Consider the following 22,288-nt stretch of genomic DNA (forward strand, 5'->3'; position numbering starts at 1 on the left):
GCGGACGGTTCAGCACCCCACAAACGTGTCTACTGAGCGATTACCGCTTGAGGTTGGTGAGCTCCTGCAAGACCTCGTCGGAGGTGGTGATGATGCGGGCGTTGGCTTGGAATCCGCGCTGGGCGACGATGAGGTTCGTGAATTCCTGCGACAGGTCGACGTTGGACATTTCGAGGGCGCCGCTGGTGAGTGAGCCCATGCCGGCCGCGCCGGGGGTACCGAGTTCGGCGGCCCCGGAGTTGAACGTGGCGCGGTAGGCGGAGGAGCCGGCCTTCTCGAGCCCACCGGGGTTGACGAAGTTGGCCAGGGCGATGCGACCGATGGCCTGCTGCTGGCCGTTGCTGAACAGGCCCACGAGGGTGCCGTCGGCGCCGAGTGTGTAGCTGTTGAGCGTGCCAGCCTCGTTGCCGTCGTCGGTCTTGCCGGCGACCGTGGCGAGGCCGGAGAAGCCCTTGAGTGCGGCCAGGTCCATATCGATGCCGTCGACAGTCAGGGCGCCGGAGGCGATGAAATTGCCCGTGGGCGTTCCGTCTGCTTCGGTCTCGGCGGTGAGCTGCACTGGGGTCGGCGTCGTACCGTTCGCCAGCTTGGATTGCCCAACGGTCCAGCCATCGTTATCCGGTGTACCCGTGCGCGTGAAGGTCAGCGAGATCGTGCTGGAGTTACCGAGGTCGTCGAAGACATCGACGGTGCGCGTGAGCGTACTACCGACCGCAGAATCCGACGGCAGGTTTCCCGTGAAGGTCGCGGCTTGTGAGGCCTTGGCCGGAACGATGGCACCGACGGGCAGGGTGATGTTGCTGGTCGCCCCGCCGGCGTTGACGACGCCGTTGTCGGCGCCCCAGCCCTGAACGATCGCGCCGTCGGGCGAGACCAGGCGGCCAGCGGAGTCGAAGTTGAAAGAACCGGCGCGGGTGTAGAGGGTTTCACCGCCCAACGAGGTAACGAAGAAGCCATCACCGGAGATCATGAGGTCGGTAGTCTTTCCGGTGGACTGCGACGAGCCTTGGGCGAAGTTCGTGGAGATTCCAGCGACCTGCACGCCGAGGCCGACCTGGGCTGGGTTGGTTCCACCGGTGGTGGCCGTGGCGCCGCCGGCGGCCTGCGTGAGCTGCGAGAGCGTGTCCTGGAACTGCGCGGCGGACGCCTTGAACGCCGTCGTGTTGACGTTGGCGATGTTGTTGCCGGTCACGTCGAGCATGGTCTGGTGTGAACGAAGGCCGGAGATGCCGGAGTAGAGGGAACGAAGCATGGGGTGCTGCCTTTCAAGAAATGATTATGCGGAGAAGTTGGTGGGTCGAGGAAAAACCGCGGATCAGGCCGCGGTCGTCGCCCCCTCGGTGTCTTGTGTGTCGTCCGTGTCGGCGGCACTAACGGCGCTGGTCACGCCGGAGATGACGTCGAGGGCCACCGGTTCCCCGTTAACGGTGACCATGGGCACCGGGCCTGCGAACGAGACGGACGAAGCGAGCCCGGTGATTTCGTCGCCATCGTCGTTGGTATAGGTGACCGTCTCCCCCACCAGCGCGGCCGCCGAGGTGCGCATCTGCAGGGAGAAACCCTCCTCGCTCGCGGTGGCCATTTCGGTGAGCTTCTCCATCATGGCGAGCTGGGTGGTCTGGGCGATCATCTCGTTGGTATCCATCGGCGAGCTGGGATCCTGGTTTTGCAACTGGGTCACCAGTAGTGACATGAACACCTCCGAGTCCATGGACTGGTTGGGCGTGCGCGTCGTGGTCGTGGACGTGTACATTCCGGTCGGAGCTGCTGCGTTGGCTGCCAGGGCGTCGATTGTCACGGTTGTTCTCCTTCTAGGCCAGTACGTCGATGGTGTGGGTGGACCCGAATCGGGACGCGCGGTTCTCCATCGGAGTATCCGGTACTCGTTCGGCGGGGCTGCGGCCATTGGGATTGTGGCTGTCGGCCTCCGAGCGCGGCTGCCGAGGGGCACCGGAATCCCCGGCATGGCTGTCACTCGACAGGTTGAGCTGCGAGTTCACCCCCGAACCGGCGAGGTCCCGGCGCAGGTCGGGCAAGATCACGCGTAGGGCGTCGCGGGCCAGGTCGGTGGGAGCGAACAACTCCACCCGAATACCCTCCCCGGTCACGTGTGCTCGCACCGTGACCGGCCCCAGGTTGTCGGGCGTCACACTGATGGTCAGCACATGCTCGCCGGGCGAAGCGCTGGTCAGCGAGAATAGCGGCTTCATGATCTGCGTGGTGAGCGGAACGGCAGCTGCGGGTGTCGGCGCTGCAACCGGTGCGGCTGCGGTGGTCGGCAGCGCGGTTGGCAGCGCGGTTGGCACAGCGCTGGGCAGAGCGGATGCCGTCGGCACGACTGCCTCGGTGCTCGTGGTGTTCAGTCGCACCGAGTCGGGCAGGGCAGAGCGCGCCGACCCGTCGGTGGCCGCGACGAGGTTCTGCGCCGCACCGGTTTGGGCGGCGACGTTTCGTGCTGCACTGGGCCGGGTCGGCGCGGCGGCCGGTGCGAGTGCGCTCGTCGGCGTCGCGGGATCTGCGGTTGTCGAGGCGGCCTGGGCAGCCAGCACCGAGGCATCCGCTTCGGGGGACGATGTCGGTGCCGCACGGGAAGCCGCTGCACCGGTGTCGACGGTGCGACCCTGAGCGGCCCGAACGGCCGCGCCAGGGATAGCTGCAGCAACCGTCGCTGCGACCGTCGTCGCTGGCGGGACGGCGACGGTATCAGCCGCGGGCGTCGCTGCGGCGCCGTTCGTTGCGGCGTTCGGTACGGCCGTGGCCGCTACCACGACGGGGGCTGTTGCAGCCCCCGAACCGCCCGATGCGCTCAGGGCGATCGCCGCGATCGCCAGAGTGTCACCCGATGGGCCGAGAGCAGCAGCGGCGGCGGTCGACGAGGCTGCTGCGGCCGCAGCGGCCGCAGCGGCAGCACCGGCGGTGGCCCAGGTCAGAGCCGACGGAAACGCCATCGGGGGCGCGGCATCCGCTGACGCTGAATCGGTCGCAGCCACGGGGGCACCGGCCGGCGTGGCCTCGGCATCCTGGGGGCGGTCTGACATTTGATCCGTCGCTGCGGCCGCAGTCGCGGGGCCCGCCGTCGACGCGGCCGAACCGCGATCGGCGAGCGTGTTCTCCATGATCGACCCGAACGCGTCGGCGCCCGGCGACGCCGAGTTGGTCTCGCGCTGGGTCGGCGCAGCGGCCGGGGCGGCGGCGGGCCGGAATTGGCCGAGGGTGAGGGTCATAGTGTGCTTCCCGTGACGGTTGAATTCTGCCCTGCGAAAGCGGCGAAGGCGGTGCTGAGCATGTCGGCGGAGGCGGTGCCCGTGGCCTGCGTGTTGGTGGGAATGATGCGGCGGATGGTGGTGATATCGGCATCCGTCATGTACGCCTCACGCAGACACACGGTGCGACCCGGATACGGCGCGTGGATCACCTTGTTGTCGCCGGCGTAGATGAGAATGTGGTCTCCGCCGCCGGTGACGATGAGGTCGCCCGGCTGGGCTTCGGCGAGAGATCCCACCTCGGTGCCCATCTTCATTTGCCCCGAGACGAGGCGCGGCAGTTCTATTCCAATATCGGCATATACAGTTTGAACGAGGCCGGAGCAGTCCATTCCGCTGGAATCTTCGCCGCCGAAGACGTAGGGCACGCCGAGATACTTCTCAGCGGACGCCACGACGTCGGTACCGGTGGTGCCGTTCGCCGAGCCGCTCGCGCTGGTGCCGGTGGTTCCGCTGGTGCCGAGCGCCGCAGCGAGCGTTGCCGCAAAGCTGTCAGCCGAAGCGGATGCCGCGGCGGTCGTCGCTGCGACCGTGGTCGTGACCCGTTCGGTCGATACGTTCGAGAGCTGCTGCAGCGTCGCCTGGATCTGGCTGATTCGGCCCATGGCCGCGATCATCGTCATGGTGTCTCCCCCTCGTTTAGGCCGACCGAGTGACTGCGGTGCCAGCGGGCTCCGGCAATTTCGTCGAGCACGGTCTGCTCCGCGTGCAGATCTTCGGCCAGGAGAGCTGCGGCGTGCCGGTCATGCAGTTTCTCGAGCGCGACCGACTCCGCCCTGGCAGCGTTGTAGTTGGACTGAGCGGAATCGAGGGACTCCTGGTGGTTACGCCCCACGGCGTCGAGTTCGGCGAGCATGCTGCGCGACGACGAACGGGCCGCGGCCATGGCATTAAGCGCGGCGATGGTCTGCGGGGTGTTGCCGAGGGCGCCGAGGGCCGAGCGGGCTCGACCGCGCCTTGCCTGCAGCGCGGCCACGCGGGCATTCGCCTCGGCGAGGTCGAGGGCGGCCTGGTCCTGCTGCAATTTGCGCAGTCGCAGCAGTCCGGCCAGCGGAAAGAGGCGGCTCATGCGACAGCCCCGAACCCGCGGGTCAGCCGGGTGAGCTGGGCCCAAGCCTGCTCACTGGGCGTCTGGTCGTCCATGCGCTGCTGGAGAAAAGATTGGATGGCCGGGCCGTTCTCAACAGCCGCATCGACCAGGGGGTTCGTACCGGGCCGGTAAGCGCCGACGTCGAGCAGATCCTGCGCCCCCTGGCGGGCCGCCATGACCGTGCGCAGCATCGTCGCGATCTGGTTTCGTTCCGGACTGTTGACCCGGGACGCCACGCGTGAAATGGAGGCCAGCACATCGACCGAGGGAAAATGGCCGGTGATGGCAAGCTTGCGATCGAGAACGACGTGACCGTCGAGGATCGACCGCGCCGCGTCGGCGATGGGCTCATTGTGGTCGTCGCCGTCGACGAGCACGGTGTAAATTCCGGTGATCGAGCCGGTTTCACCGGTGCCGGCGCGTTCCAGAAGCCGAGCGAGCACGGAGAACGTCGAGGGCGGGTAGCCGCGAGTGGCCGGCGGTTCGCCGACCGACAGCCCGATTTCTCGCTGGGCCATGGCCACCCGGGTGAGCGAGTCCATCATGAGCATAACGTCGGCGCCCTGGTCGCGAAACGATTCGGCGATGCGGGTGGCGGTGAACGCTGCGCGCAGCCGCATCATCGCGGGTTCGTCCGAGGTCGACACGACGACGATGGAGCGGGCCAAACCTTCCGGGCCCAGGTCGTCCTCGAGAAACTCGCGAACCTCACGCCCACGCTCCCCCACCAGTGCGATGACCGAGACCTGGGCATCCGTTCCACGGGCGATCATGGACAGCAGGGACGACTTTCCAACGCCGGAGCCGGCAAACAGGCCCAGGCGCTGACCGCGGCCAACCGTCGTGAGCGTGTCGAGCACCCGCACGCCCAGGTGCAGCGGGGTCGTGATTCGCGCCCGGTTCATGGCCGAGGGGCTGTCGTGTTCCAGGGAGACGAAGCCGTCGGAATCGAGCGGTCCTTTGCCGTCAATGGGGCGTCCCCGGCCGTCGATGACGCGTCCGAACAGGCCACGGCCGGTGGGCACGAGGAGCGGAGAGCCGGCCGATCGCACGCGGGCACCGGCCTGCAAACCGGTGATGCGGCCGAGCGGCATGCATCGGATTCCCGTCTGCGTGGTGGCGACCACTTCAGCGTCGATGCCTGACTGGCCCGGTCGGGCGCCGAGCGTGACAATGTCCCCGATCGCGCAGCGCAGGCCGCGCACCTCTACGCCCAGACCAACAATGGAGGACACGATACCGACCCGCTCCGGGCGACCGGCTTCGAGTGCCTGCACGAGCTGCGTGGCGCGCGGGCGCCAGGCGGTGATCATGCTTCGACCTCGGCGAGGGCGGCCTTCGCGCGCGCGAAGGCCGTGCTGATACGCGCGTCGAGAAAGCCGTCACTGAACTCGGTGATAGCGTCACCACGCTTGAGCCTGGAATCCCCAACAAAACGGATGCTCTCCAGCGCCCGCGTCTGCGCCCCCAGCACCACGAGGTCCTCCGGATGCATGCGAATGCTGTGCACCTCGCTGCGATCGAGCTGGTCTGGCTGGTGCAGGGCGCGTTCCAGAGCGCGGCGGGCAGACGGTTCGGTATGGCTGAGTTCACAGCCGAGAATGGCTTCGGCCAGTTGCAGGGACGTGGTGACGAGCGTGGATTCAGCCTGCTGAATGAGCGGAATGCTTCGTTCATCGAGTGCGCGGGCGGCGGCAGCGAGCAAACGAACCGCGTGGTCGACCTGCGCTTGACCGTAGCGCTCGTTCTCGGCGTGCTCGGCGTTGATCTCGTCGGCGCGCCGGGCGACATCCGCAGCCGCCAGCCGCAGCCCCTCGGTGTAGCCGGCTGCGTGGCCCTCGGCGCGCGACTGCTCGTCGGCGCGGTCCTGTTCCTCGTCGCGCAGTCGCGGAAAGGCCATGCGACCAAACCCGGTGTCAGTTGACATATTCGTCCTCGGCACCGCGTTGCACGGTGATGCTGCCCTGCGCCTCCATGTCGCGAATAGCACGCACGATTTCGGCACGGGCGTCTTCAACCTGACGCATCCGCACCGGTCCGAGGCTCTTGGTTTCGTCGTCGAGTACGTCGCGGTTGCGCTCGGAGAGGTTGGCGCGAATGACTTCGGTGACGGCATCGGACGTGCCCTTCATAGCCATGGCGAGCACGGTCGTGTCGATGCCGCGCAGAACCTGCTGTACGTCCCTGCTCTCCAGCTTGACGATGTCGGCAAAGGTGAGCATTCGAGAACGAATCTCTTCGGCCAGGGCCGGGTCGCGTTCCTCGAGGTCTTCCAGAAGTGCACGCTCGGTGGCGGCATCCGCTCGGTTGATGATGTCGACGAGCGGCTGAATTCCACCAACCACTTCGATGCTCTCGCGTGCGACAATTTTACCGGTGCGCAGCTTGAGCGTGTCCGTAACGACCCGAATGGCTTCGGGTGTCGCGCTCGACATGGTCGCGATGCACTGGGCGACGTCGGTGCGCAGGCCTGGTTCCATGCCGGCCAAAATAGCGGATGCCTGGTCGCGCCGCAGGTGCGCCAACACCAGTGCAATGGTCTGGGGCATCTCGCCGTCGAGCAGGTTGAGTACATCGCCGGGCTCGGAGGGATCCAGAAACTCGAAGGCCTTGCCGGCCATGGAGGTGGCCACCCGGTTCATGACACCGGCCGCGCGTTCCGCACCGAAAGAGGCTTCGAGCAGACCTATGGCGAATTCGTGCCCGCCGCGGGAGAGCCGGCGGCCCTTCAGGGTGATTTCATGAAATTCGTTGAGCGTGGACTCGGCGACGGCCGGGTCGACGTTGCGCAGCTGCACGATTTCGCCGGCGATGACTTCAGCTTCGATGTCGCTGAACTGCTTCATGACCTCGGTTGCGCGCTGGCGATCCATGTTCATGAGTACGACGGCAACTTTTTGGGTGCCGGTCAGCGCTGCGCCTGGCTCGTTCATACGCGCTGCCGGTCATCCATGAGGCCGCGCAGGAACTCGGCGGTGCTGCGTGGATCGGTCTCGGCCAGGGAATCGATCTCAGCCCGGCGCAAGTCGGTGTCGGTCGGCACGAACTTGACGGTTGGAATGATCTTGGTGGGGGTGTCGGTCGGGTTGTCGAGGAACAAGGAGCCGGCCGACGACGTCACGGAGAGCGGGACAGTGGCCTCTCCGAGCGCATTCTGCATTGCGGACAGATCGCCGATCTCGACCGATTCCCGGCTCTGGCGACGTGACCGACGTGCGTAGAGAATGAGGCTGACCACGAGAGTGATGACGATTCCGGCGGTGATCACCGACACCCGCAAAATCTCGGCGAACTGTGCGGCGGCCGCGGCATCCGCTGCCGCTTTGAGCGCTGCGGCAGCCGCAGCGGCGCCCGTGGTGTCGAAGGCCATGACCTCGACGGTCACGGCATCACCACGCACGGCGTCGATTCCGGCGGCCGAGGTGACGAGGGAGGTGATGTCGGCCACGTTGAGGTTGGCGGCGGCATCGGCATCGACGGCCACGGAGACCGTCTGACGAGTGATGGCTCCGGCCGGAATGGTGCGGCTCTCGGTGACCTTGTTCACGGCGTTGTTGCGGGTGGTCGACTCGCTCGAGAACGTGCCGTCGGTGGCGCCGTCGGCAACGGCTGCCGTGTCGGAGCCGAGCACGCCGGCGGCGCTGCCTCCAGTTCCTGAGTACGTCTCTGTATCAACGGATTCGTTGAGGGCGGGGGTCTCGATCGGGCTCGTGAAGGACTCTTCGACCCGTTCGGCCGATTCGTAACTCATGTCGGCGGCGACGACGACGGTGGCGTTGCCTGCACCGACGACCTTGTCAAGCATGGCCTGCACGGCGCTGCGCACGCGGGTCTCATAGTCGGAGGCCTGCTGTTCGGCTCCCCCGGTGGCCCCGACGCCGACGGCGGAGAGCACCGCACCGGTCGAGTCGACCACGGCCACGTCGGCGGCGGTCATGCCGTCGATCGAAGCGCTGGTCAGGTGCACAATCGCCTGAACCTGATCGTTCGAGAGTGAAACGCCGTTCTGGGTTTCCACGAAAACGGATGCCGTCGGGTCGTTCTTCTGCGACACGAACACGCTCTCTTCGGGGATGGCGAGCTGCACAGAGGCCATCTTGACCCCGTCGAGGGCACCGATGGTCTTGGCCAGTTCGCCCTCGAGCGCTCGCTTGTAGGTGACCGACTGCTGAAACTCGCTCGAGGTCACGCCCATGGTGTCAAGCAGGGAGTAACCGCCGGTGCTGGAAGTAGGCAGGCCGGCCGAGGCCGACTTGATGCGTTCGTCGTAGACGCTCGCTTCGGGCACCAAAATCGTGGCGCCGCCATCGGCGAGCTCGTATTCGACGCCGTCGGTGCGCAGCTGCTCGACGATGCTATTGGCGTCTTCGCCGCTGAGACCCGAGAACAGGGGCGTGAACGCCGGCTTGGTGACCCACATGCTGAGTGCGGCAATGCCGAGTACGAGCACGGCGACGCCGATGATGGCGACGGTGCGCTGGGCAATGGTGAACTCGCGAATCGCGTTTCCGAAGCGTTTGAAGGCGCTGGTGACTTGCCGGGGCATCAGGCTTGCATCCTCATGATCTCGTTGAACGCGTCGACGCCTTTGTTACGCACGGCGGCGACGAGTTCCATGGTCACCTGGGCGCGGGTGGCCGCGATGGTGGCTGTGTGAATGTCATTGAGGTCGCCGGTGACGGCCTGAATGGCAAGCGTATTGGAGGTGCCCTGCAGCTGCTGCAGGTTGTCGACGGCGCCTGAGAGGGCGGTGCCGAAGCCCGACCCGTCACTGCGCTGCGTGGCGGTCGTGGCTGAGCTGCCCATGACCCCCGAGAGGGCGGTGGTAGCGTCGATGGCGCCAAGTGGCATCAGCCACGTCCGATCTGTAGTGCTGCTTCATAGGCGGTCTTGGCCCGGTCGACGACGGCCGCGTTGGCCTGGTAGCCGCGCTGGGCCATGATGAGGTGGCCCATCTGCTCGGCCATGTCGATGTCGGGGTATCGCACGTAACCGTCGACGTCGGCGAGCGGATGCTCCGGCTCGTACACCAGTGTTCCCTCGGCGCCGCCGAAGGCTGCTGTGGTGCTGGCGCCGACGTTGCCTGGGCCTTCCTGGGCGAGAATATAGCGTTCCTGAAAGGCAGCATCCGTTGTGGCGGTCACGGTGTTGGCGTTGGCGAGGTTGTCGGCGATGGCGTCGAGCCACTTGCGGTGCAGCGTCATGCCGCTGCCGGCGATGCCGATGGCGTCGACCATCAGGCGGTCTTCATCGCGGCGCGAATCGATGAGACCGGCCCCTCGACGGCCTTGGCGGCGAACTGGTAGCGCAGCAGCGCGTCGATGTTGGCGAGGGTCTCGGTATCGAGGTTGACGTTGTTGCCGTTGAGTAGCGTCGGATCGAGCGAACGCTCGGTCGTGGCCGCCGAAACACCATTGCCGTCAGCCACCGATTTGGCCAAGGCGTTCTCGAAGGAGACAACCTTGGCGTGGTAGTCGGGGGTGTTGATGTTGGCGATGTTGTTCGCAATGGTGCGCTGGCGCAGCGCGAGGCCGTCCAGGGCGCTCGTGAGGGCCAGGGAGGTCACGGAATCAAGCATGATTACCCGCTTCGTCGACAAAAGACAAGACGGCCAATCCGTGGCCCGGTGGTGAGCAATCCGTGCTCACTCCTTGCTATCGGTCACCCCGACAGTTGCGTAAGCAGTTCGTAAGAACATTCCCCAAGTTTGTTGCGCTACGGCGTGTCGCCAGTGTTTTACTACCCTCGGACGGGGGTGGTTACCCTGCAACGTCCAAATAAACGGATGCTCGCGCGTCGCGTTCCGGCGGCACCGACCGAACCGCGGTGAGGTGCTTGAGGGTGACATTGCGTGCGTTTTCGAGTTCTCCGATGAGCTTGTGCTGGTTGTGCAGCAGGTCCTGAACTCGTGCGGCGAGTTCCTCCGGAATAGCCCCGAGCCCCGTTGGCACGCTCCACTCTCCCCCGGCTGCGGCCCGATCGCTGGTCGAATCGGCCATCGACCGGGCCGCAGCATCCAGCCGAATCTCGAGATCGTCGAGCGCGGCTTGCCAGGCGACCAAATTAGCCAATGCCGAGCTCACCGCTCAGGCGTGTGATCGGCACCGGCGCGGCCGGCAGCAACTCTGCCGCCTCGTGCCAGGTGAGCCGCAGCGGTTCGAGCAGCGAGATGCACTCGCGGGTGCGTGCCGGGTCGCGGTGCGTATTCGCACTGACCATGGCGGTGGACACATAGGTATAAAGCGAGAACAGTCCCTCGCCGCCGTCCCAGGCGTCCACGTTCAGCGAGGTACTCAGCTCCGACACGATCGCCTGGGCGTGAATCAGATTGTCCGAAGCCATCTGCCAGTCCTGGCGCTGCTGGGCAGCCTCAGCCCGGTTCAGGTCGAGCAGCAGGCGGTCGTAGAGCATGGTGAGAAGGCGAACCGGGGTGGCCGACAGAACCGCGTCGCGGTTGTAGCGCGAACGCTGGGCGTTGGTTCCCATTGTCATAGTCATCATTTTCCGTTCGCGCTGTTGAGACCGTCAACCTGGGCGGTGAGCCAGGCGGATTGGGCGTTCATGTTGCTGAGCTGAACCTCGAGAGAGGCGTAGGTGCGTTCCAGGGTGGACCGGCGCGAAATAAGGCGCAGGTCCCAGTTATCGATCTGGGTGCCGAGACTCTTGACCAGACTCTCCTGGCCGGTGATCTTGCCGGTGATCATGCCGTCGTACTTGTCGGACGCGCTCGTGGCCGCGGCGGCGACACGGGAGGAAATCTCGGCCAGCACCTTTTCGACGTGCTCCGGGTCGGCCTTCATGGCGGCCGCGAACTTGTCGGCGTGGAATTCCATGGTGCCGTTTTTGGTGATGCTGATGCCGATCTCGCTCGGCGAGCGGCCCTCGACCGGGTATGACGCAGCGTCGAGAATCAGCTGCTTCACGTCGCGCACCGTGCTGTCACCGCTGAATACTCCAGCCGAGACGACGGCGTTTCCGCTCGTATCGGTGCTGTTGACCACGGCCGACTTGGTTGAGATCAGCGCGAACACAGTGTTCAGCGAGCCGACGAGATTCTTGGCGAGGTCACTGACCGCCGCGTTGTCGCGGGCGACCGTGATGGTGACCGGATCGGCGGAGACCTTCGACACCGTCACAGCCACGCCGGGCAGCAGGTCGGCGAAAGTGTTGGTCGAGGAGGTGATGCTCTGCGCGGCGTTGGTTCCGGCCCACAGTGTCACCTGCGCGTCTTGCGCCGCGGTGATCACGGCGGCGCCGGTGGCTTCAAGAATGTTGGTGGCGGTTCCCGCGGTCACGTCGTCGCTCGTGCCCTGGTACAGTTCGAAGCTTCCACTGAGCCCGGTGTCGTCGGCGACCAGCTGCAGGCGGTACTGCTTATCGCCGGCTGCGTTGGTGCCCGAGGCCACCTTGGTGGCCGTGAGGCCAGTGCTGGAGGCGTTGATGGCACTCGCGACGTCGTCGAGCGAGATAGAGGCGGCTTGAATGTCAATGGCCGTGCCGTCGCTGCCCACGACGGTGAACGCGGTACCGCTGAACTCCGTCATGGCGGCTGTCACGCCGGACTTCGCTTGGGCCAGAGCGTCGACGACAACGTCGAGGGAGCCGGTGCTGGCGCCGGTGGAGACGGTGGTGCTCATGCTCGAGTTACTGCTCGTAGCGGAGTAGAGGTTGAGTGCATTGGCGACGGTGTTCTTCGTCGCCAGCGTTGCGAGACTGGCAATGGAGGCATTCAGCCCCTGCAGTGCGGTGACAAAAGTGTTGGAGGTGGTGACCTTGGCCTTGAGCAGCGTTTGCGGCCCGGCCTCGAGTTCCATGAGGGAGTTGATCAGTGACGTGGTGTCCAGACCACTGACGAGCCCATCGACAGCGAGTGACATGGGGTTCCCTTTCTGGTTGTCGAACCCGGGTGGTGCTGGGTGGCAGGTGCGGGACTGGTTCGGCCCACACCTGCCACCCGGTCAGATCAGCCTGCGATCTGGGTTGTGCTGGTGTTACTGGAGCAGCTGCAGCACGCCCGAGTTGGACTGGTTTGCCTGCGCGAGCATGGCCGTACCAGCCTGCGAGAGGATGTTCGCACGGGTGTACTTGACCATCTCTTCAGCCATGTCGGTGTCGCGAATGCGCGAACCAGCAGCGGTGAGGTTCTCTTTCGACACGGCCAGGTTCTTGATGACACTCTCGAACCGGTTCTGGTTGGCACCGAGCTCGGCGCGGGCGCTCGACACCTGAGTGATCTGCTTGTCGATTTCCGTGAGCGCCAGTGCCGCGTTGGCCGCTGAGGAGAAGTCCAAGGCCGCTACAACGGTCGTAACGTTGGCCGTCGTAGAAACCTGCTCATAGACGTTGGTACCCGTGGTCACTCCGGTCGAGGGGACCTCGGGGCCGGTAGAGCCCACTGCAGTGCCTGCCGCGCTGAAAGCGGTAAGCGCTGCTGTGGATACGGCACTAACGTTGCTCGTTGCAGCTGCCCCGCCCACAGTGATGGCATTCGTGGTCGCGTTGTTCTTCGACGAGTCCAGCGACGTAACAACCAGTTCACCGCTAGTGTTTTCGCTGGCCAAAAAGCCCAATTTGAAATCCGCATCATTATTCAAATTAGTCACCAGGGTGGCGACGGTGGAGTCTCCAGTTACAAGTTCGTACCCCGCTGTCTTGCCTCCAGTGCCGGCCTGAGCAAACGTCAAGTCGTCGCCTGTAGCTGCAATTACAGTTGGATCGATCGTGGTACCCGTAGTCGACACCGCACCAGCCGTGTTTCCAGAAACCGTGATGCCATCGGTCGACGCGTCCGTGAGGGTCGTGTTCGCCGAGGTGATGGTGAACAACCCGGCCGTTGTTCCGTCCTTACTGATCGTGAACTTGCCAACGTTGCTGGTGTCGTTGTTGAACGCAGTCACAATTTGATCATCAGTGAGCGTGCTAGTTGCCCCGCCAAAGTCGTGGGTGATCGAAGCGCCGTTGGCCTGCTGAATTGTCACAATGCCGGATACGGTGGCTTTGTTGATGGCCACGCCGGAGGTGGACACTGTGCCGGCGCTTGTGGTGGATACGGTAATGGCGTTCGTCGCGCTGCTGGCGAGCGAAGCATCCTTCGACTGGATTGTGTATTTGCTGGCGTCGGTTGCATCCGCCGTCACGGTGAACTTGCCCCCGGTCGCGGCTGCAGCGGACTGCAGCTTGGCGAGTACATCGGCATCCGTACGATTGCTGTCGGCCGCACCGAAGCTCGCTGTGAAGCTGAGCCCGCCGGCCTGCTTGATGTTGACGTCGCCGGTCACAGTCTTGGCGTCAAAGTCGACGCCGCTGAGCTGAACGGCACCATCGGCGATGGTGGTGACTGCCTTGACGCTCGTACCGCCGCCGATGGCGTTGGCAACCGTGCCGACATCGGCTTTGGTGAGGTCGACCTCGATCCGGCTGCTGGCCTCAGCGTTGGCGCCGATCTGGAAGCTCAACGCCGACTTGGTGCCGTCGAGCAGCTGCGTGCCGTTGAAGTTGGTCGACTCGCTGATGCGAGTAAGTTCCTTGCTCAGCGCCGTAACTTCAGTCTGAATGGCGTCGCGGGATTCTTTGTTGTTGGAGTCGTTACCGGCCTGAACCGCGAGGTCGCGTACACGCTGCAGAATCGACTGCACCTCGTTGAGCGAACCTTCAGCGGTCTGAAGAACGCTGACCGCGTCCTGTGCGTTGCGGCTAGCGACCGTGAGGCCACCGACCTGAGACTTCAGCCCCTCCGAAATAGTAAGACCAGCTGCGTCATCCGAAGCACGGTTGATGCGCAGGCCGCTGGAGAGTTTTTCCAGCGACTTGGACAGGTCGTTCTGCGTTGTTGCAAGGTTGCGGTACGCATTGTTCGCCGCGATGTTGGTGTTGACTTGCATGCCCATGATGATTCCTCCGTGATTGGGTCAAAGTACGCCGGTCCATCCATGGGCCAGCACCATGACCTATCGACCAAATGCGATAGCGGGTTAGAAATCTGAACGAACTGATTTCGTGAAAAGACACGCCTGAAACCAGAAATGACCGCTACAGAAGAGCGCGAATGCCATTGGGGACAAGACGCGCAATTCTATAACGGTCAGCACGGGGCGGCGGCGCTGGCGGCACCCTCAGCCCGAAGTGCGCCAGCGGCTACGCGGCGGGGCGGAGCAGCTGCAGAACGTCGGAGTTCAACTGGTTGGCCTGGGCGGAGACCGCGGTGACGGGTTGGGCAAGAATGCTCACCCGGGTGAGGTCGACCATCTGCTCGGCCATGGCGCTGTTGGTCAGGCGCGATGCGGCGGCGAGGGTGTTCTCGGCGGAGACGGCACGGGTCTTACCCTCGAAGTCGGTACTGTCAGCGGCAACGACAGACTCGGTCGAGGCGAGACCGCTCGAAATCGCCACGGTCGGCTGCGCGAGACTGATCTGTGCGGCCGCGAGCTTGCGGTATGCGTCTGATGCCGAGGTGTTGTTGTTGATCTGCATGCCCATGATGGCTTCTTCCGTGAGGTGTTATTAAGCCGGCCCATCCATGGGCCAGCGGGGGTATGGTGCAAAGTTAGGATGCTGCGCGTGCAGCCGTGTCGAGGTGCAGGTGGTCGTGAGCGGTGCGGGTCATTCCCACCGTCGCGAGGTCGGCGAGTCGGGCGAGATAGGCGCCGCGGCGAGCCGGAGCAATGCGCGACTCCGGGTGATACGCAGCCGCGGTCTCGATTTCGTCGGCGTAGTGCGTGTTGAGTCCGTCGCGCAGGAGGCGAATCGCCTCGGCGCGCATTTGGGAGACAGCGGAGTGTGTGGTGCCGAGTTCGGCGGCGATGTCCTTGACCGGGCGGTCGTCGAAGTAGATCTGCTCGACGATGGCGCGCATCTTTTCCGGAAGGGCCTCGATGGCCGCGCGCAGGTAGACCAGGCGTTCCGTGGAGAGCAGCGACTCTTCGGGCATGGCGGTGTCGGCCACGAGAAACTCGGCGGTCGTGTCGTCGAGGGCCGAGAGGGTGCGGGCCGCGTCGGCCAGGCCAGCCGCGGCAGTTTCACGGTCGACACCGAGGGCATCGGCGATCTCGTTCACGTTTGGGGTGCGCCCGAGCGCGGCCGCGAGAGTCTCCTGCACGGCCAGGGTCTCTTTGATGCGGCGGCGAGCCGAGCGGGTGGCCCAGTCGCTTGAGCGCATCTCGTCGGCGAATGCTCCGATGATGCGGCGGCGAGCGAAGGCTCCGAAGGGTACCCCGAGAGCTGGGTTGAAGGCATCCGCTGAAGTGATGAGGGCGACCGCGCCGGCCGACGCGAGGTCGTCGCGGGAGAGGTGTCGGGCCTTGGCCCAGACCTCCGAAACGAGGTAACCGACCAGGGGAAGATTCTCGACGACGAGGGCATTGCGGTCAGTGCGATTCACGTGCGGCCCCCGAGTTTCATGCCAATTTTTGAATGTGCGCGGAAGGGCTGCTGCGCCTCCCGTGAGAGGCCCCAATGCCTGCGAAATCAAAGCTACTAGTAGTAAAGGGTAAATGGGTAGCGCTACAACGCCCATTTAAGACATTGCCGCGTCCTCTCTTTAGAGGACACGATTGAGCAATTCCGCAAGGAGTCGGGCTATTTTGCCTAACCGCGATGTTTTCGCGGCCGATAGTGCCAACGAATGAACCAGGGCACACGCACCCGTGTGACCCTGAGCGCGAGTGAAATTGTGGGCTGGAGGAGTCATGGGCGCCAACGAATTGTCTGCGTTGCTCTGGCGAGAACGTGAACTTCTCGAGTTGCTCGTCTTCAAACTTGAAGAGGAACAGCTCTTGCTGCAGGGCGGCAAGTCGCGCTGGCTGCAACACGCCACTCGCGAGGTTGAACAGGTTCTGAACCTCGTGCGCGAAGCCGGACTCGGGCGTTCCGTAGAGGTTGCCGCGCTGGCAACCCAGTGGGGAACGGCCGAAGACGCCACCCTGCGTGAACTCGCCGCCAGTGCCCCCGAGGGGCCCTGGGGTGAAATCTTTGCCGCACACCTGAAGGCCATGGGCGAACTCACCACCCAGATCAAAGAACTGCGCGACACCAACGAACGTTTCATTCGTGCCGCGGCCCGCTCCACCCAGGAGACGATGACCACGGTCAGTGCCAACCCCAAGACCTACGATGCCAGCGGAGTGACCGGCGCCCCGGTGACCGCCGCCCGCATTTTCGACCGCAACCTATAACTCATGCACGCCCAACGAGAAGAACGGAGAACACGGTGAGCACATTTGGTGGCTTGAACACCGCGTACACCGGCCTCGTTGCCGCGCGTCAGGGACTCGACGTGGTCGGGCAAAACATTGCCAACGCCAACACGGAGGGCTACACGCGCCAGCGCATATCAACCTCCGCTCTCGGCGCCACGGCTCCGACTGGCATCTTCACCCAGGGCGCCCGCGTCGGTGAGGGCGTTGCCATGGACGGAATCGCTCGCCTGGCCAGCGCCCAACTGGATGCCCGCGTGCGCGCCACCGCAGCCACCGCCGGCTACACGGCGGTGCGGGCCAACGCGCTCGCCTCGGTCGAAGACTCGCTCAACGAACCCGGCGAAAACGGCATCTCGGCCAAGCTCGATGAGTTCTGGGCCGGCTGGCAGACCCTGTCGAACGGCACCGACACCGCAGCCCCCGCAGCGCTGCTACTCGGCACGGCCGGCGAACTGCTCACCCAGATCTCCGAGGGCTACCAGGCCGTCTCCGACGAGTGGTCGAACGTGCGCAGCGACCTGAACAATATGGTCTCGGAACTCAACGGCGCGGCCACCCAGGTCGCAGCGCTCAACGTGCAGATTCGCCAGAGCCTCGCCACGGGCGGTACGGCCAACGAACTGCTCGACCAGCGCAGCACCCTCACAACCACGATCGCCGCCCTGACCGGGGCGAGCGTCACCGAGCAGGCCGACGGCACCGTCACCGTGCTCGTGGGCGGCAACGCACTCGTCTCCGGCGGCACCGCGCATCAGGTGCAGGTCACCGCCGACTCTCCGCGAGTGATGCAGGACAGCGGTGACGTGAACCTGGTGTGGGCCGATAACGCCGACACGGCCGTGACGATGGACCGGGGCGAAATGGCCGGCGCCCTGTCGTTGCTCGGCGAGGCGAACATCAGTAGATCCGGTGGCGCGCTGGCTGAAGCTGCTGCGTCGTACAACACGTTCGCGAACGAACTCGCCACTAAGGTCAACGACATCTACCGGACCGGGTACACGCAGGCGGATGAGACCGGCAAGGACTTCTTCGCCGTCGCAGTTGGTGCACCCGCCGCACAGGGTCTGCGCATCGTGCCGAAATCATCCGCTGAAATGGCGGTACGGGCATCCGCTGAATCGGGCGCCTACGACGGCACCATAGCGGATGCCATCGCGCAGCTCGGCGCCGGATTCGCGACCGACGTAGACGGCGCGGTCACATCGCCGAGCACCACCTGGTCGGACTTCGTCACGAAGACCGGCGTGCTCACTCAGACCGAGCTGCAGTCGGCGGCGCTGGCCAGCTCGACGGCATCGGGCGCTGCCAACCAGCAGCTCGCCAACTCCTCGGTGGACCTCGACGAGGAGAACGTCAACCTGCTGATGTTCCAGCACGCCTATCAGGGAGCGGCCCGCATGATGACGGCCGTCGACGAGATGCTCGACACGCTCATCAACCGCACCGGATTGGTCGGGAGGTAACTCATGGTCGATCGGGTAACTACTCACACCCAGATGCGCGCTGCCCAGCGCAACCTGCAGGAGAACATGACGCACCTCGCGCGGCTGCAGGAGCAGGCGAGCACGCTCAAGTCCATCAACCGTTCCTCGGACGATCCGACCGCGGCCGCAGCCGCTATGGCAGTGCGCGCCGAGATGCGTGCAGTCGATCAGTACAGCGCCAATGCCGACAACGGCAACGACTGGCTGACCACGATCGAATCCTCGCTCGGGTCAGTGTCGGACATCATGAACCGCGTACGGGACCTCACCGTGCAGGGCGCCAATTCCGGCTCGCTGTCAGCGACGGCCAAAGAGGCCATTGCGATTGAGATCGACGGACTCAAAACCGATCTCCTCTCGCAGGCCAACACGAAGTTTCTCGGGCGCAGCGTCTTTGCCGGCAATTCGGACGCTGCTATGGCGTTTGCCGCAGCGGGCACCGACAGCACCGGAGCGACGATCTACGCATACTCGGGCGACACGGCGGGCGCAAGCAGCGTCGAACGGCGCATCAGTGCCACGAGCACCGTGCGGGTCGACGCAGCAGGCGCGACGATCTTCGGCAAGGATGACGAAAGCACCGGCTCGTCATCGGTTTTCGCATTGCTCGACAATATTGTCGCCGACCTGCGCTCGACCAACAGCGCGGTCAACGTGGGCTCTCGCCTTGAGGAACTCGACACAAGGATGGCCATCATGACCGGTCAACGCAGTGAAATGGGTGCCCGCCAGGTGCAGATGGAACGCGCCCAGTCAACCCTGCTCGAAAAGACCGGCACACTGGATGCCCAACGATCCGGCATCGAAGACGCCGACCTGGGCCAGGTCATCATTGATTTGAAACTGCAGGAAGTGACCTATCAGGCCGCACTCGCTGTTACCGCCCGTGTACTTCAACCAACCCTGATGGACTTTCTCTCATGACGACTACCCTCACCAGCCCCACCCTCAGCTTCGTCGCTCCCCCGCCCGGGCTGGCGCCGCTCACCGACTTCGTGCTCAACGAGATCGAGGGGGCCGCTGGACTCTACTCGCTGCAGGCATCCGCTCACCCGACCACGCGCCTGTTCGTGCTCGACGCGGCCATCTTTCTGCCCAACTACACCCCGGCAATTTCGAACGAGCAGTCGATCGCGCTGTCGCTGACGACGCCCGACGACGCCCTCGTGCTCGTGGTCGTCAACCCCGGTGAGAGCACCACGACGGTGAACCTGATGGCTCCCATCGTGGTCAACGCACGCACCGGCGCCTGCGCGCAGCTCATTCTGGACGACCAGGACTGGCCCCTGCACGCCGAGCTCGGCAGCGGCGAAAACTGAGGTCTAGCTTTTTGAGGTTGTCGCGCGCTGCTAGTGCGACTCGGCCTCGATGAGTGCAGCCTCGAACGCGACCCAGGGCAGCATGGCGCACTTGACGCGGGCGGGGTAGCGTGAGACTCCCCCGAAGGCCGCCGCGTCGCCGAGAATCTCCTCGTCGGGCTCGATCTTTCCGCGGGAGCGCAGCATTTCCCGAAAGTTGTCGAGCAGGGCGCGCGCCGAGGTTGCGCTGAGGCCGCGCAGGGTGTCGGTCAAGATCGAAGCGGATGCCTGCGAGATCGAGCAGCCCTCGCCGGTCCAGACCAGGTCGGTCACAGCGGAATCCGTCGTGTCGCCAGCGTCACCCGCGCCGAGTGAGACACGCAGGGTGACCTCATCGCCGCAGGTCGTGTTGATCTGGTGCGATTCGGCAACCCGCAGACCGCCGGCCGCGCCGAGAGCCACGGCCTCGGCGAGTGGCGTGAGTTCGACCGCCCCGTGCCGGGCTTTGGCGTGCTCGAGAATGATCGTCTGATACAGCTGCTGCAAGTCACTCATTGCTTGACTCCGAAGAAGGGGGCGACCTCGGCGAGGGTGGCCAGAAACAGGTCGACCTCATCGGTCGTGTTGTAGAGGTAGGTGCTGGCCCTGGTCGAGGCTGTCACGCCCAGTCGGCGATGCAGGGGCTGGGCACAGTGGTGGCCGACGCGCACGGCGATGCCGGCATCGTCAAGAAACTGGCCGACGTCGTGCGCGTGCACTCCGGCGACGTCCACGGCGGCGAGCCCGAGCCGCTCCACGCCGACACCGGGGCCGAGCAGTCGCACACCGGGGATTTCGGCGAGCCCGGCAACGAGGCGCTGCCCGAGCTGGGCTTCCCAGGCTTGCACCCTCTGCATGCCGGTTTCGCTCAGGTAATCGACGGCCGCGGCCAGGGCGATGGCCTGCGAGATGCGCTGGGTGCCGGCCTCGAAGCGCTGCGGCGGAGCGAGAAACTCAGCTTGAGCCATGTCGACGGTCGTGATCATCGACCCGCCGGTGAGGAACGGCGGCATGTCGGCGAGCAGTTCGGCTTTACCGTAGAGCGCGCCGATGCCCGTGGGGCCGAGCATCTTGTGGCCCGAGAAGACGGCGAAGTCCACGTCGAGCGCCTTGACGTCCACGGGAAGGTGCGGCACGGTCTGGCAGGCGTCGAGCACGACCAGCGCACCGACGCGGCGGGCCAGGGCCACGAGTTCGGCCACCGGGTTGATGGTGCCGGTGACGTTGGAGCCGTGGGTGAAGGCGAGCAGTCTCGTGTGGGGGCCGACAACATCCGCTGCGGCCAGCAGGTCGAGCGTGCCGTCATCGAGTACGGGAATGAAGCGCAGTGTGGCGCCGGTGCGGAGCGCGAGTTGTTGCCAGGGAATGAGGTTGGCGTGGTGTTCCATCTCGGTGACCACGATCTCGTCGCCGGCACCGAGGCTGAAGCGGCGTGCGGCCGGGCCGCCGAGGCCGAGTGAGGCGTTCGAGAAGCTGTAGGCCAGCAGGTTGATGGCTTCGGTGGCGTTGGAGGTCCAGACGATTTCGTCGGCCTCTGCGCCGACGAACGTGGCGACCTTTTCTCGCGCGGCTTCGAACCCCTCGGTCGCCTCAACGGCGAGCGTGTGTGCGCCGCGGTGCACGGCGGCGTTGCGCTGTTCGTAGTATTCCTGCTCGGCTTCCATTACGCTGATCGGGTTCTGCGAGGTGGCGCCGGAGTCGAGATAGACGAGCGGATGCCCGTTCACCAGCTGATGCAGCACCGGAAAGTCGTTGCGAATGCGTTCAACGTCGATGTTGGTCAACGGGCCCACCTCGGGGTGCTGGGCGCCGGTGGGTGAGGAAAGAGCGGACGATGGTGCAAAAGACGTCATACCCCAAGGATATTCCTTTGCCCCGAACCCGCACGCCGCGCGGGCAAGTATGACGCGCGAGTGTCAGAACGCGGTGGAAAACCCGGCCGGAGCGTGTGAGGCTTAAGGGGTGACGCAGACTACCGAACACACCGAGCTCCGCGAGGACGTGTCACTCGACCGGCCGTGGGTGACCCTGGTCTGGGACGACCCGGTCAATCTCATGTCCTACGTGTCCTACGTTTTTCGCAGCTACTTCGGCGTCTCGCCGAAACAGGCCGAACGGCTCATGCTGCAGGTGCACAATAACGGCCGAGCGGTCGTGGCCACCGGCAATCGCGAATCCATGGAGCGCCACGTGGAGGCCATGCACGGCTACGGCCTGATGGCGACACTCGCCAAGGCCGACGAATGAGCGGCCTACGGCGGTTCACCACCCAGCCATCCGGCTCGCTGCTCGCGCGGTTCGAACCGATCGAAGCAGACCTGCTACGCCTCGCCACCACCCAGCTGCTCGAGATGCTCGACTCAGGTGCCAACGACCCGCAGATCGCCGCGAGCGATGGAATCTTCGGCCGTCTGCTGCCCGCGGCCTACCGCGACGACGACGAAGCGGCCTCCGAGTTTCGCCGTTTCACGGCGACCGAGCTGCTCGATCGCAAGGCGCAGAATGCCCAGGTCGTGCTGAATTCGCTGGATTTGCGCGAAGCGGATGCCGCCACTCCCGAGACCGATACCGCCCCCGGCGACGACAGCGAGGATCGCCAGCCGGTCACGATCAGTCTCGACCCCGACGCCGTGCAGGCCTGGCTGCGCAGCCTCACCGACCTGCGACTGACGCTCGCCGACCGGCTGCAGATCTCCCCCGACGGGGTCGTACACCTCTCCGGCGACGACACCCCGTTTCTGCGCGAGCTCTACGAATGGCTCGGCATGTTGCAGGAAGAACTCGTCTACGCGATCGACGTGTGAAATCCGCCCGACATCGCCGTGTCATTTCGGCGGGCAGCGGGTGCGGTAGCCTGCTGATCACCACCGTGTGCTCAGGGTCGCTCGCACGGCTCCCGGCTCTTTTGGCCAGCGCTCGC

General features: G+C 65.1%; 25 protein-coding genes and 2 pseudogenes. 6 read left to right on the forward strand and 21 right to left on the reverse strand.

All coding sequences use genetic code 11. The features are described from left to right. Positions 1–40: 40 nt before the first annotated feature. The 19 genes and pseudogenes from CJ028_RS03680 to CJ028_RS03765 form a co-directional block, all read right to left on the reverse strand. Positions 41–1,252, reverse strand: coding sequence for a flagellar hook protein FlgE (locus tag CJ028_RS03680; protein ID WP_105033923.1), 1,212 nt, complete (start codon positions 1,250–1,252; stop codon positions 41–43). 63 nt (positions 1,253–1,315) lie between these two features. Then, the gene (locus tag CJ028_RS03685; RefSeq protein ID WP_439099024.1) at positions 1,316–1,798 is read right to left on the reverse strand and encodes a flagellar hook capping FlgD N-terminal domain-containing protein; all 483 of its coding nucleotides are present in this window, start codon (positions 1,796–1,798) and stop codon (positions 1,316–1,318) included. A gap of 13 nt (positions 1,799–1,811) precedes the next feature. Further along, positions 1,812–3,224 carry a flagellar hook-length control protein FliK gene (locus CJ028_RS03690; protein ID WP_105033925.1) on the reverse strand — a complete coding sequence of 471 codons (1,413 nt, stop codon included), beginning with the start codon at positions 3,222–3,224 and terminating at the stop codon, positions 1,812–1,814. Next, on the reverse strand, positions 3,221–3,886 hold the full coding sequence (locus tag CJ028_RS03695; protein ID WP_105033926.1) for a C40 family peptidase: 666 nt from the start codon (positions 3,884–3,886) through the stop codon (positions 3,221–3,223). The genes CJ028_RS03690 and CJ028_RS03695 overlap by 4 nt, the downstream gene beginning before the upstream one ends. After that, on the reverse strand, positions 3,883–4,332 hold the full coding sequence (gene fliJ, locus CJ028_RS03700; protein ID WP_105033927.1) for a flagellar export protein FliJ: 450 nt from the start codon (positions 4,330–4,332) through the stop codon (positions 3,883–3,885). The genes CJ028_RS03695 and fliJ overlap by 4 nt, the downstream gene beginning before the upstream one ends. Further along, the gene (locus CJ028_RS03705; protein ID WP_105033928.1) at positions 4,329–5,666 is read right to left on the reverse strand and encodes a FliI/YscN family ATPase; all 1,338 of its coding nucleotides are present in this window, start codon (positions 5,664–5,666) and stop codon (positions 4,329–4,331) included. Before CJ028_RS03705 ends, fliJ begins: the two co-directional genes overlap by 4 nt. Beyond that, entirely contained in the window at positions 5,663–6,280 is a 618-nt protein-coding gene (locus tag CJ028_RS03710; RefSeq protein WP_105033929.1) for a FliH/SctL family protein, read from the reverse strand. Before CJ028_RS03710 ends, CJ028_RS03705 begins: the two co-directional genes overlap by 4 nt. Continuing rightward, positions 6,270–7,286 (reverse strand): flagellar motor switch protein FliG, encoded by a 1,017-nt coding sequence (gene fliG, locus CJ028_RS03715; protein WP_105033930.1) that lies wholly within the window; start codon positions 7,284–7,286, stop codon positions 6,270–6,272. Before fliG ends, CJ028_RS03710 begins: the two co-directional genes overlap by 11 nt. Continuing rightward, positions 7,283–8,899 (reverse strand): flagellar basal-body MS-ring/collar protein FliF, encoded by a 1,617-nt coding sequence (gene fliF / locus CJ028_RS03720; protein WP_105033931.1) that lies wholly within the window; start codon positions 8,897–8,899, stop codon positions 7,283–7,285. Before fliF ends, fliG begins: the two co-directional genes overlap by 4 nt. Then, positions 8,899–9,159: a flagellar hook-basal body complex protein FliE gene (gene fliE / locus CJ028_RS03725; protein ID WP_500681173.1), complete on the reverse strand. Its 261-nt coding sequence runs from the start codon at positions 9,157–9,159 to the stop codon at positions 8,899–8,901. The genes fliF and fliE overlap by 1 nt, the downstream gene beginning before the upstream one ends. A gap of 44 nt (positions 9,160–9,203) precedes the next feature. Then, positions 9,204–9,593, reverse strand: coding sequence for a flagellar basal body rod protein FlgC (locus CJ028_RS03730; protein ID WP_105033933.1), 390 nt, complete (start codon positions 9,591–9,593; stop codon positions 9,204–9,206). Then, a complete protein-coding gene (locus tag CJ028_RS03735) occupies positions 9,590–9,931 on the reverse strand; it encodes a flagellar basal body rod protein FlgB (RefSeq protein ID WP_092110173.1) in 342 nt (113 codons plus the stop codon). Before CJ028_RS03735 ends, CJ028_RS03730 begins: the two co-directional genes overlap by 4 nt. A gap of 181 nt (positions 9,932–10,112) precedes the next feature. Beyond that, on the reverse strand, positions 10,113–10,424 hold the full coding sequence (locus CJ028_RS03740; protein ID WP_129590371.1) for a hypothetical protein: 312 nt from the start codon (positions 10,422–10,424) through the stop codon (positions 10,113–10,115). After that, entirely contained in the window at positions 10,417–10,845 is a 429-nt protein-coding gene (gene fliS / locus CJ028_RS03745) for a flagellar export chaperone FliS (protein ID WP_105033935.1), read from the reverse strand. The genes CJ028_RS03740 and fliS overlap by 8 nt, the downstream gene beginning before the upstream one ends. 5 nt (positions 10,846–10,850) lie before the next feature. Then, positions 10,851–12,230 carry a flagellar filament capping protein FliD gene (gene fliD, locus CJ028_RS03750; protein ID WP_105033936.1) on the reverse strand — a complete coding sequence of 460 codons (1,380 nt, stop codon included), beginning with the start codon at positions 12,228–12,230 and terminating at the stop codon, positions 10,851–10,853. A gap of 114 nt (positions 12,231–12,344) precedes the next feature. Continuing rightward, a pseudogene (locus tag CJ028_RS21280) lies at positions 12,345–12,611 on the reverse strand (flagellin); the annotation flags it as partial. Between the two features lie 1,263 nt (positions 12,612–13,874). After that, positions 13,875–14,240 (reverse strand): annotated as a pseudogene (locus CJ028_RS20800) (flagellin N-terminal helical domain-containing protein); the annotation flags it as partial. 247 nt (positions 14,241–14,487) lie between these two features. Continuing rightward, positions 14,488–14,829, reverse strand: coding sequence for a flagellin (locus tag CJ028_RS03760; protein ID WP_105033938.1), 342 nt, complete (start codon positions 14,827–14,829; stop codon positions 14,488–14,490). Between the two features lie 67 nt (positions 14,830–14,896). Beyond that, a complete protein-coding gene (locus tag CJ028_RS03765) occupies positions 14,897–15,730 on the reverse strand; it encodes a sigma-70 family RNA polymerase sigma factor (protein ID WP_105033939.1) in 834 nt (277 codons plus the stop codon). 307 nt (positions 15,731–16,037) lie between these two features. Here CJ028_RS03765 and CJ028_RS03770 point away from each other — a divergent pair, with 307 nt between their 5' ends. Genes CJ028_RS03770 through fliW form a run of 4 tightly spaced genes read left to right on the forward strand, consistent with a single transcriptional unit; the run spans position 16,038 to position 19,350 of the window. Continuing rightward, complete coding sequence (locus tag CJ028_RS03770) at positions 16,038–16,523, forward strand: flagellar protein FlgN (RefSeq protein ID WP_105033940.1); 486 nt, start codon at positions 16,038–16,040, stop codon at positions 16,521–16,523. Between the two features lie 35 nt (positions 16,524–16,558). After that, entirely contained in the window at positions 16,559–18,010 is a 1,452-nt protein-coding gene (gene flgK / locus CJ028_RS03775; protein ID WP_105033941.1) for a flagellar hook-associated protein FlgK, read from the forward strand. Between the two features lie 3 nt (positions 18,011–18,013). Beyond that, on the forward strand, positions 18,014–18,955 hold the full coding sequence (gene flgL, locus CJ028_RS03780; RefSeq protein ID WP_092339702.1) for a flagellar hook-associated protein FlgL: 942 nt from the start codon (positions 18,014–18,016) through the stop codon (positions 18,953–18,955). Beyond that, a complete protein-coding gene (fliW, locus tag CJ028_RS03785; RefSeq protein ID WP_105033942.1) occupies positions 18,952–19,350 on the forward strand; it encodes a flagellar assembly protein FliW in 399 nt (132 codons plus the stop codon). Before flgL ends, fliW begins: the two co-directional genes overlap by 4 nt. 30 nt (positions 19,351–19,380) lie before the next feature. On the opposite strand, the gene sufU is transcribed toward fliW, so the two are convergent. After that, on the reverse strand, positions 19,381–19,884 hold the full coding sequence (gene sufU, locus CJ028_RS03790) for a Fe-S cluster assembly sulfur transfer protein SufU (RefSeq protein WP_105033943.1): 504 nt from the start codon (positions 19,882–19,884) through the stop codon (positions 19,381–19,383). Further along, entirely contained in the window at positions 19,881–21,221 is a 1,341-nt protein-coding gene (locus tag CJ028_RS03795; protein ID WP_105033944.1) for an aminotransferase class V-fold PLP-dependent enzyme, read from the reverse strand. Before CJ028_RS03795 ends, sufU begins: the two co-directional genes overlap by 4 nt. A gap of 109 nt (positions 21,222–21,330) precedes the next feature. On the opposite strand from CJ028_RS03795, the gene clpS reads away from it, so the two are divergent. Beyond that, positions 21,331–21,615: an ATP-dependent Clp protease adapter ClpS gene (gene clpS / locus CJ028_RS03800; RefSeq protein ID WP_105033945.1), complete on the forward strand. Its 285-nt coding sequence runs from the start codon at positions 21,331–21,333 to the stop codon at positions 21,613–21,615. After that, complete coding sequence (locus tag CJ028_RS03805) at positions 21,612–22,172, forward strand: DUF2017 family protein (RefSeq protein WP_105033946.1); 561 nt, start codon at positions 21,612–21,614, stop codon at positions 22,170–22,172. The genes clpS and CJ028_RS03805 overlap by 4 nt, the downstream gene beginning before the upstream one ends. Positions 22,173–22,288: the final 116 nt, after the last annotated feature.

The organism is Cryobacterium aureum (assembly GCF_002954245.1).
Lineage (GTDB): Bacteria > Actinomycetota > Actinomycetes > Actinomycetales > Microbacteriaceae > Cryobacterium > Cryobacterium aureum.

Bases quoted from the DNA above. Each gene is read 5' to 3' on its own strand.
- CJ028_RS03680 (WP_105033923.1), bottom strand. From the start codon at position 1,252: ATGCTTCGTTCCCTCTACTCCGGCATCTCCGGCCTTCGTTCACACCAG.
- CJ028_RS03690 (WP_105033925.1), bottom strand. From the start codon at position 3,224: ATGACCCTCACCCTCGGCCAATTCCGGCCCGCCGCCGCCCCGGCCGCT.
- CJ028_RS03695 (WP_105033926.1), bottom strand. From the start codon at position 3,886: ATGACGATGATCGCGGCCATGGGCCGAATCAGCCAGATCCAGGCGACG.
- fliJ (WP_105033927.1), bottom strand. From the start codon at position 4,332: ATGAGCCGCCTCTTTCCGCTGGCCGGACTGCTGCGACTGCGCAAATTG.
- CJ028_RS03705 (WP_105033928.1), bottom strand. From the start codon at position 5,666: ATGATCACCGCCTGGCGCCCGCGCGCCACGCAGCTCGTGCAGGCACTC.
- CJ028_RS03710 (WP_105033929.1), bottom strand. From the start codon at position 6,280: ATGTCAACTGACACCGGGTTTGGTCGCATGGCCTTTCCGCGACTGCGC.
- fliG (WP_105033930.1), bottom strand. From the start codon at position 7,286: ATGAACGAGCCAGGCGCAGCGCTGACCGGCACCCAAAAAGTTGCCGTC.
- fliF (WP_105033931.1), bottom strand. From the start codon at position 8,899: ATGCCCCGGCAAGTCACCAGCGCCTTCAAACGCTTCGGAAACGCGATT.
- fliE (WP_500681173.1), bottom strand. From the start codon at position 9,159: ATGGGCAGCTCAGCCACGACCGCCACGCAGCGCAGTGACGGGTCGGGC.
- CJ028_RS03735 (WP_092110173.1), bottom strand. From the start codon at position 9,931: ATGCTTGATTCCGTGACCTCCCTGGCCCTCACGAGCGCCCTGGACGGC.
- fliS (WP_105033935.1), bottom strand. From the start codon at position 10,845: ATGACAATGGGAACCAACGCCCAGCGTTCGCGCTACAACCGCGACGCG.
- fliD (WP_105033936.1), bottom strand. From the start codon at position 12,230: ATGTCACTCGCTGTCGATGGGCTCGTCAGTGGTCTGGACACCACGTCA.
- CJ028_RS03760 (WP_105033938.1), bottom strand. From the start codon at position 14,829: ATGGGCATGCAGATCAACAACAACACCTCGGCATCAGACGCATACCGC.
- CJ028_RS03770 (WP_105033940.1), top strand. From the start codon at position 16,038: ATGGGCGCCAACGAATTGTCTGCGTTGCTCTGGCGAGAACGTGAACTT.
- flgL (WP_092339702.1), top strand. From the start codon at position 18,014: ATGGTCGATCGGGTAACTACTCACACCCAGATGCGCGCTGCCCAGCGC.
- fliW (WP_105033942.1), top strand. From the start codon at position 18,952: ATGACGACTACCCTCACCAGCCCCACCCTCAGCTTCGTCGCTCCCCCG.
- sufU (WP_105033943.1), bottom strand. From the start codon at position 19,884: ATGAGTGACTTGCAGCAGCTGTATCAGACGATCATTCTCGAGCACGCC.
- CJ028_RS03795 (WP_105033944.1), bottom strand. From the start codon at position 21,221: ATGACGTCTTTTGCACCATCGTCCGCTCTTTCCTCACCCACCGGCGCC.
- CJ028_RS03805 (WP_105033946.1), top strand. From the start codon at position 21,612: ATGAGCGGCCTACGGCGGTTCACCACCCAGCCATCCGGCTCGCTGCTC.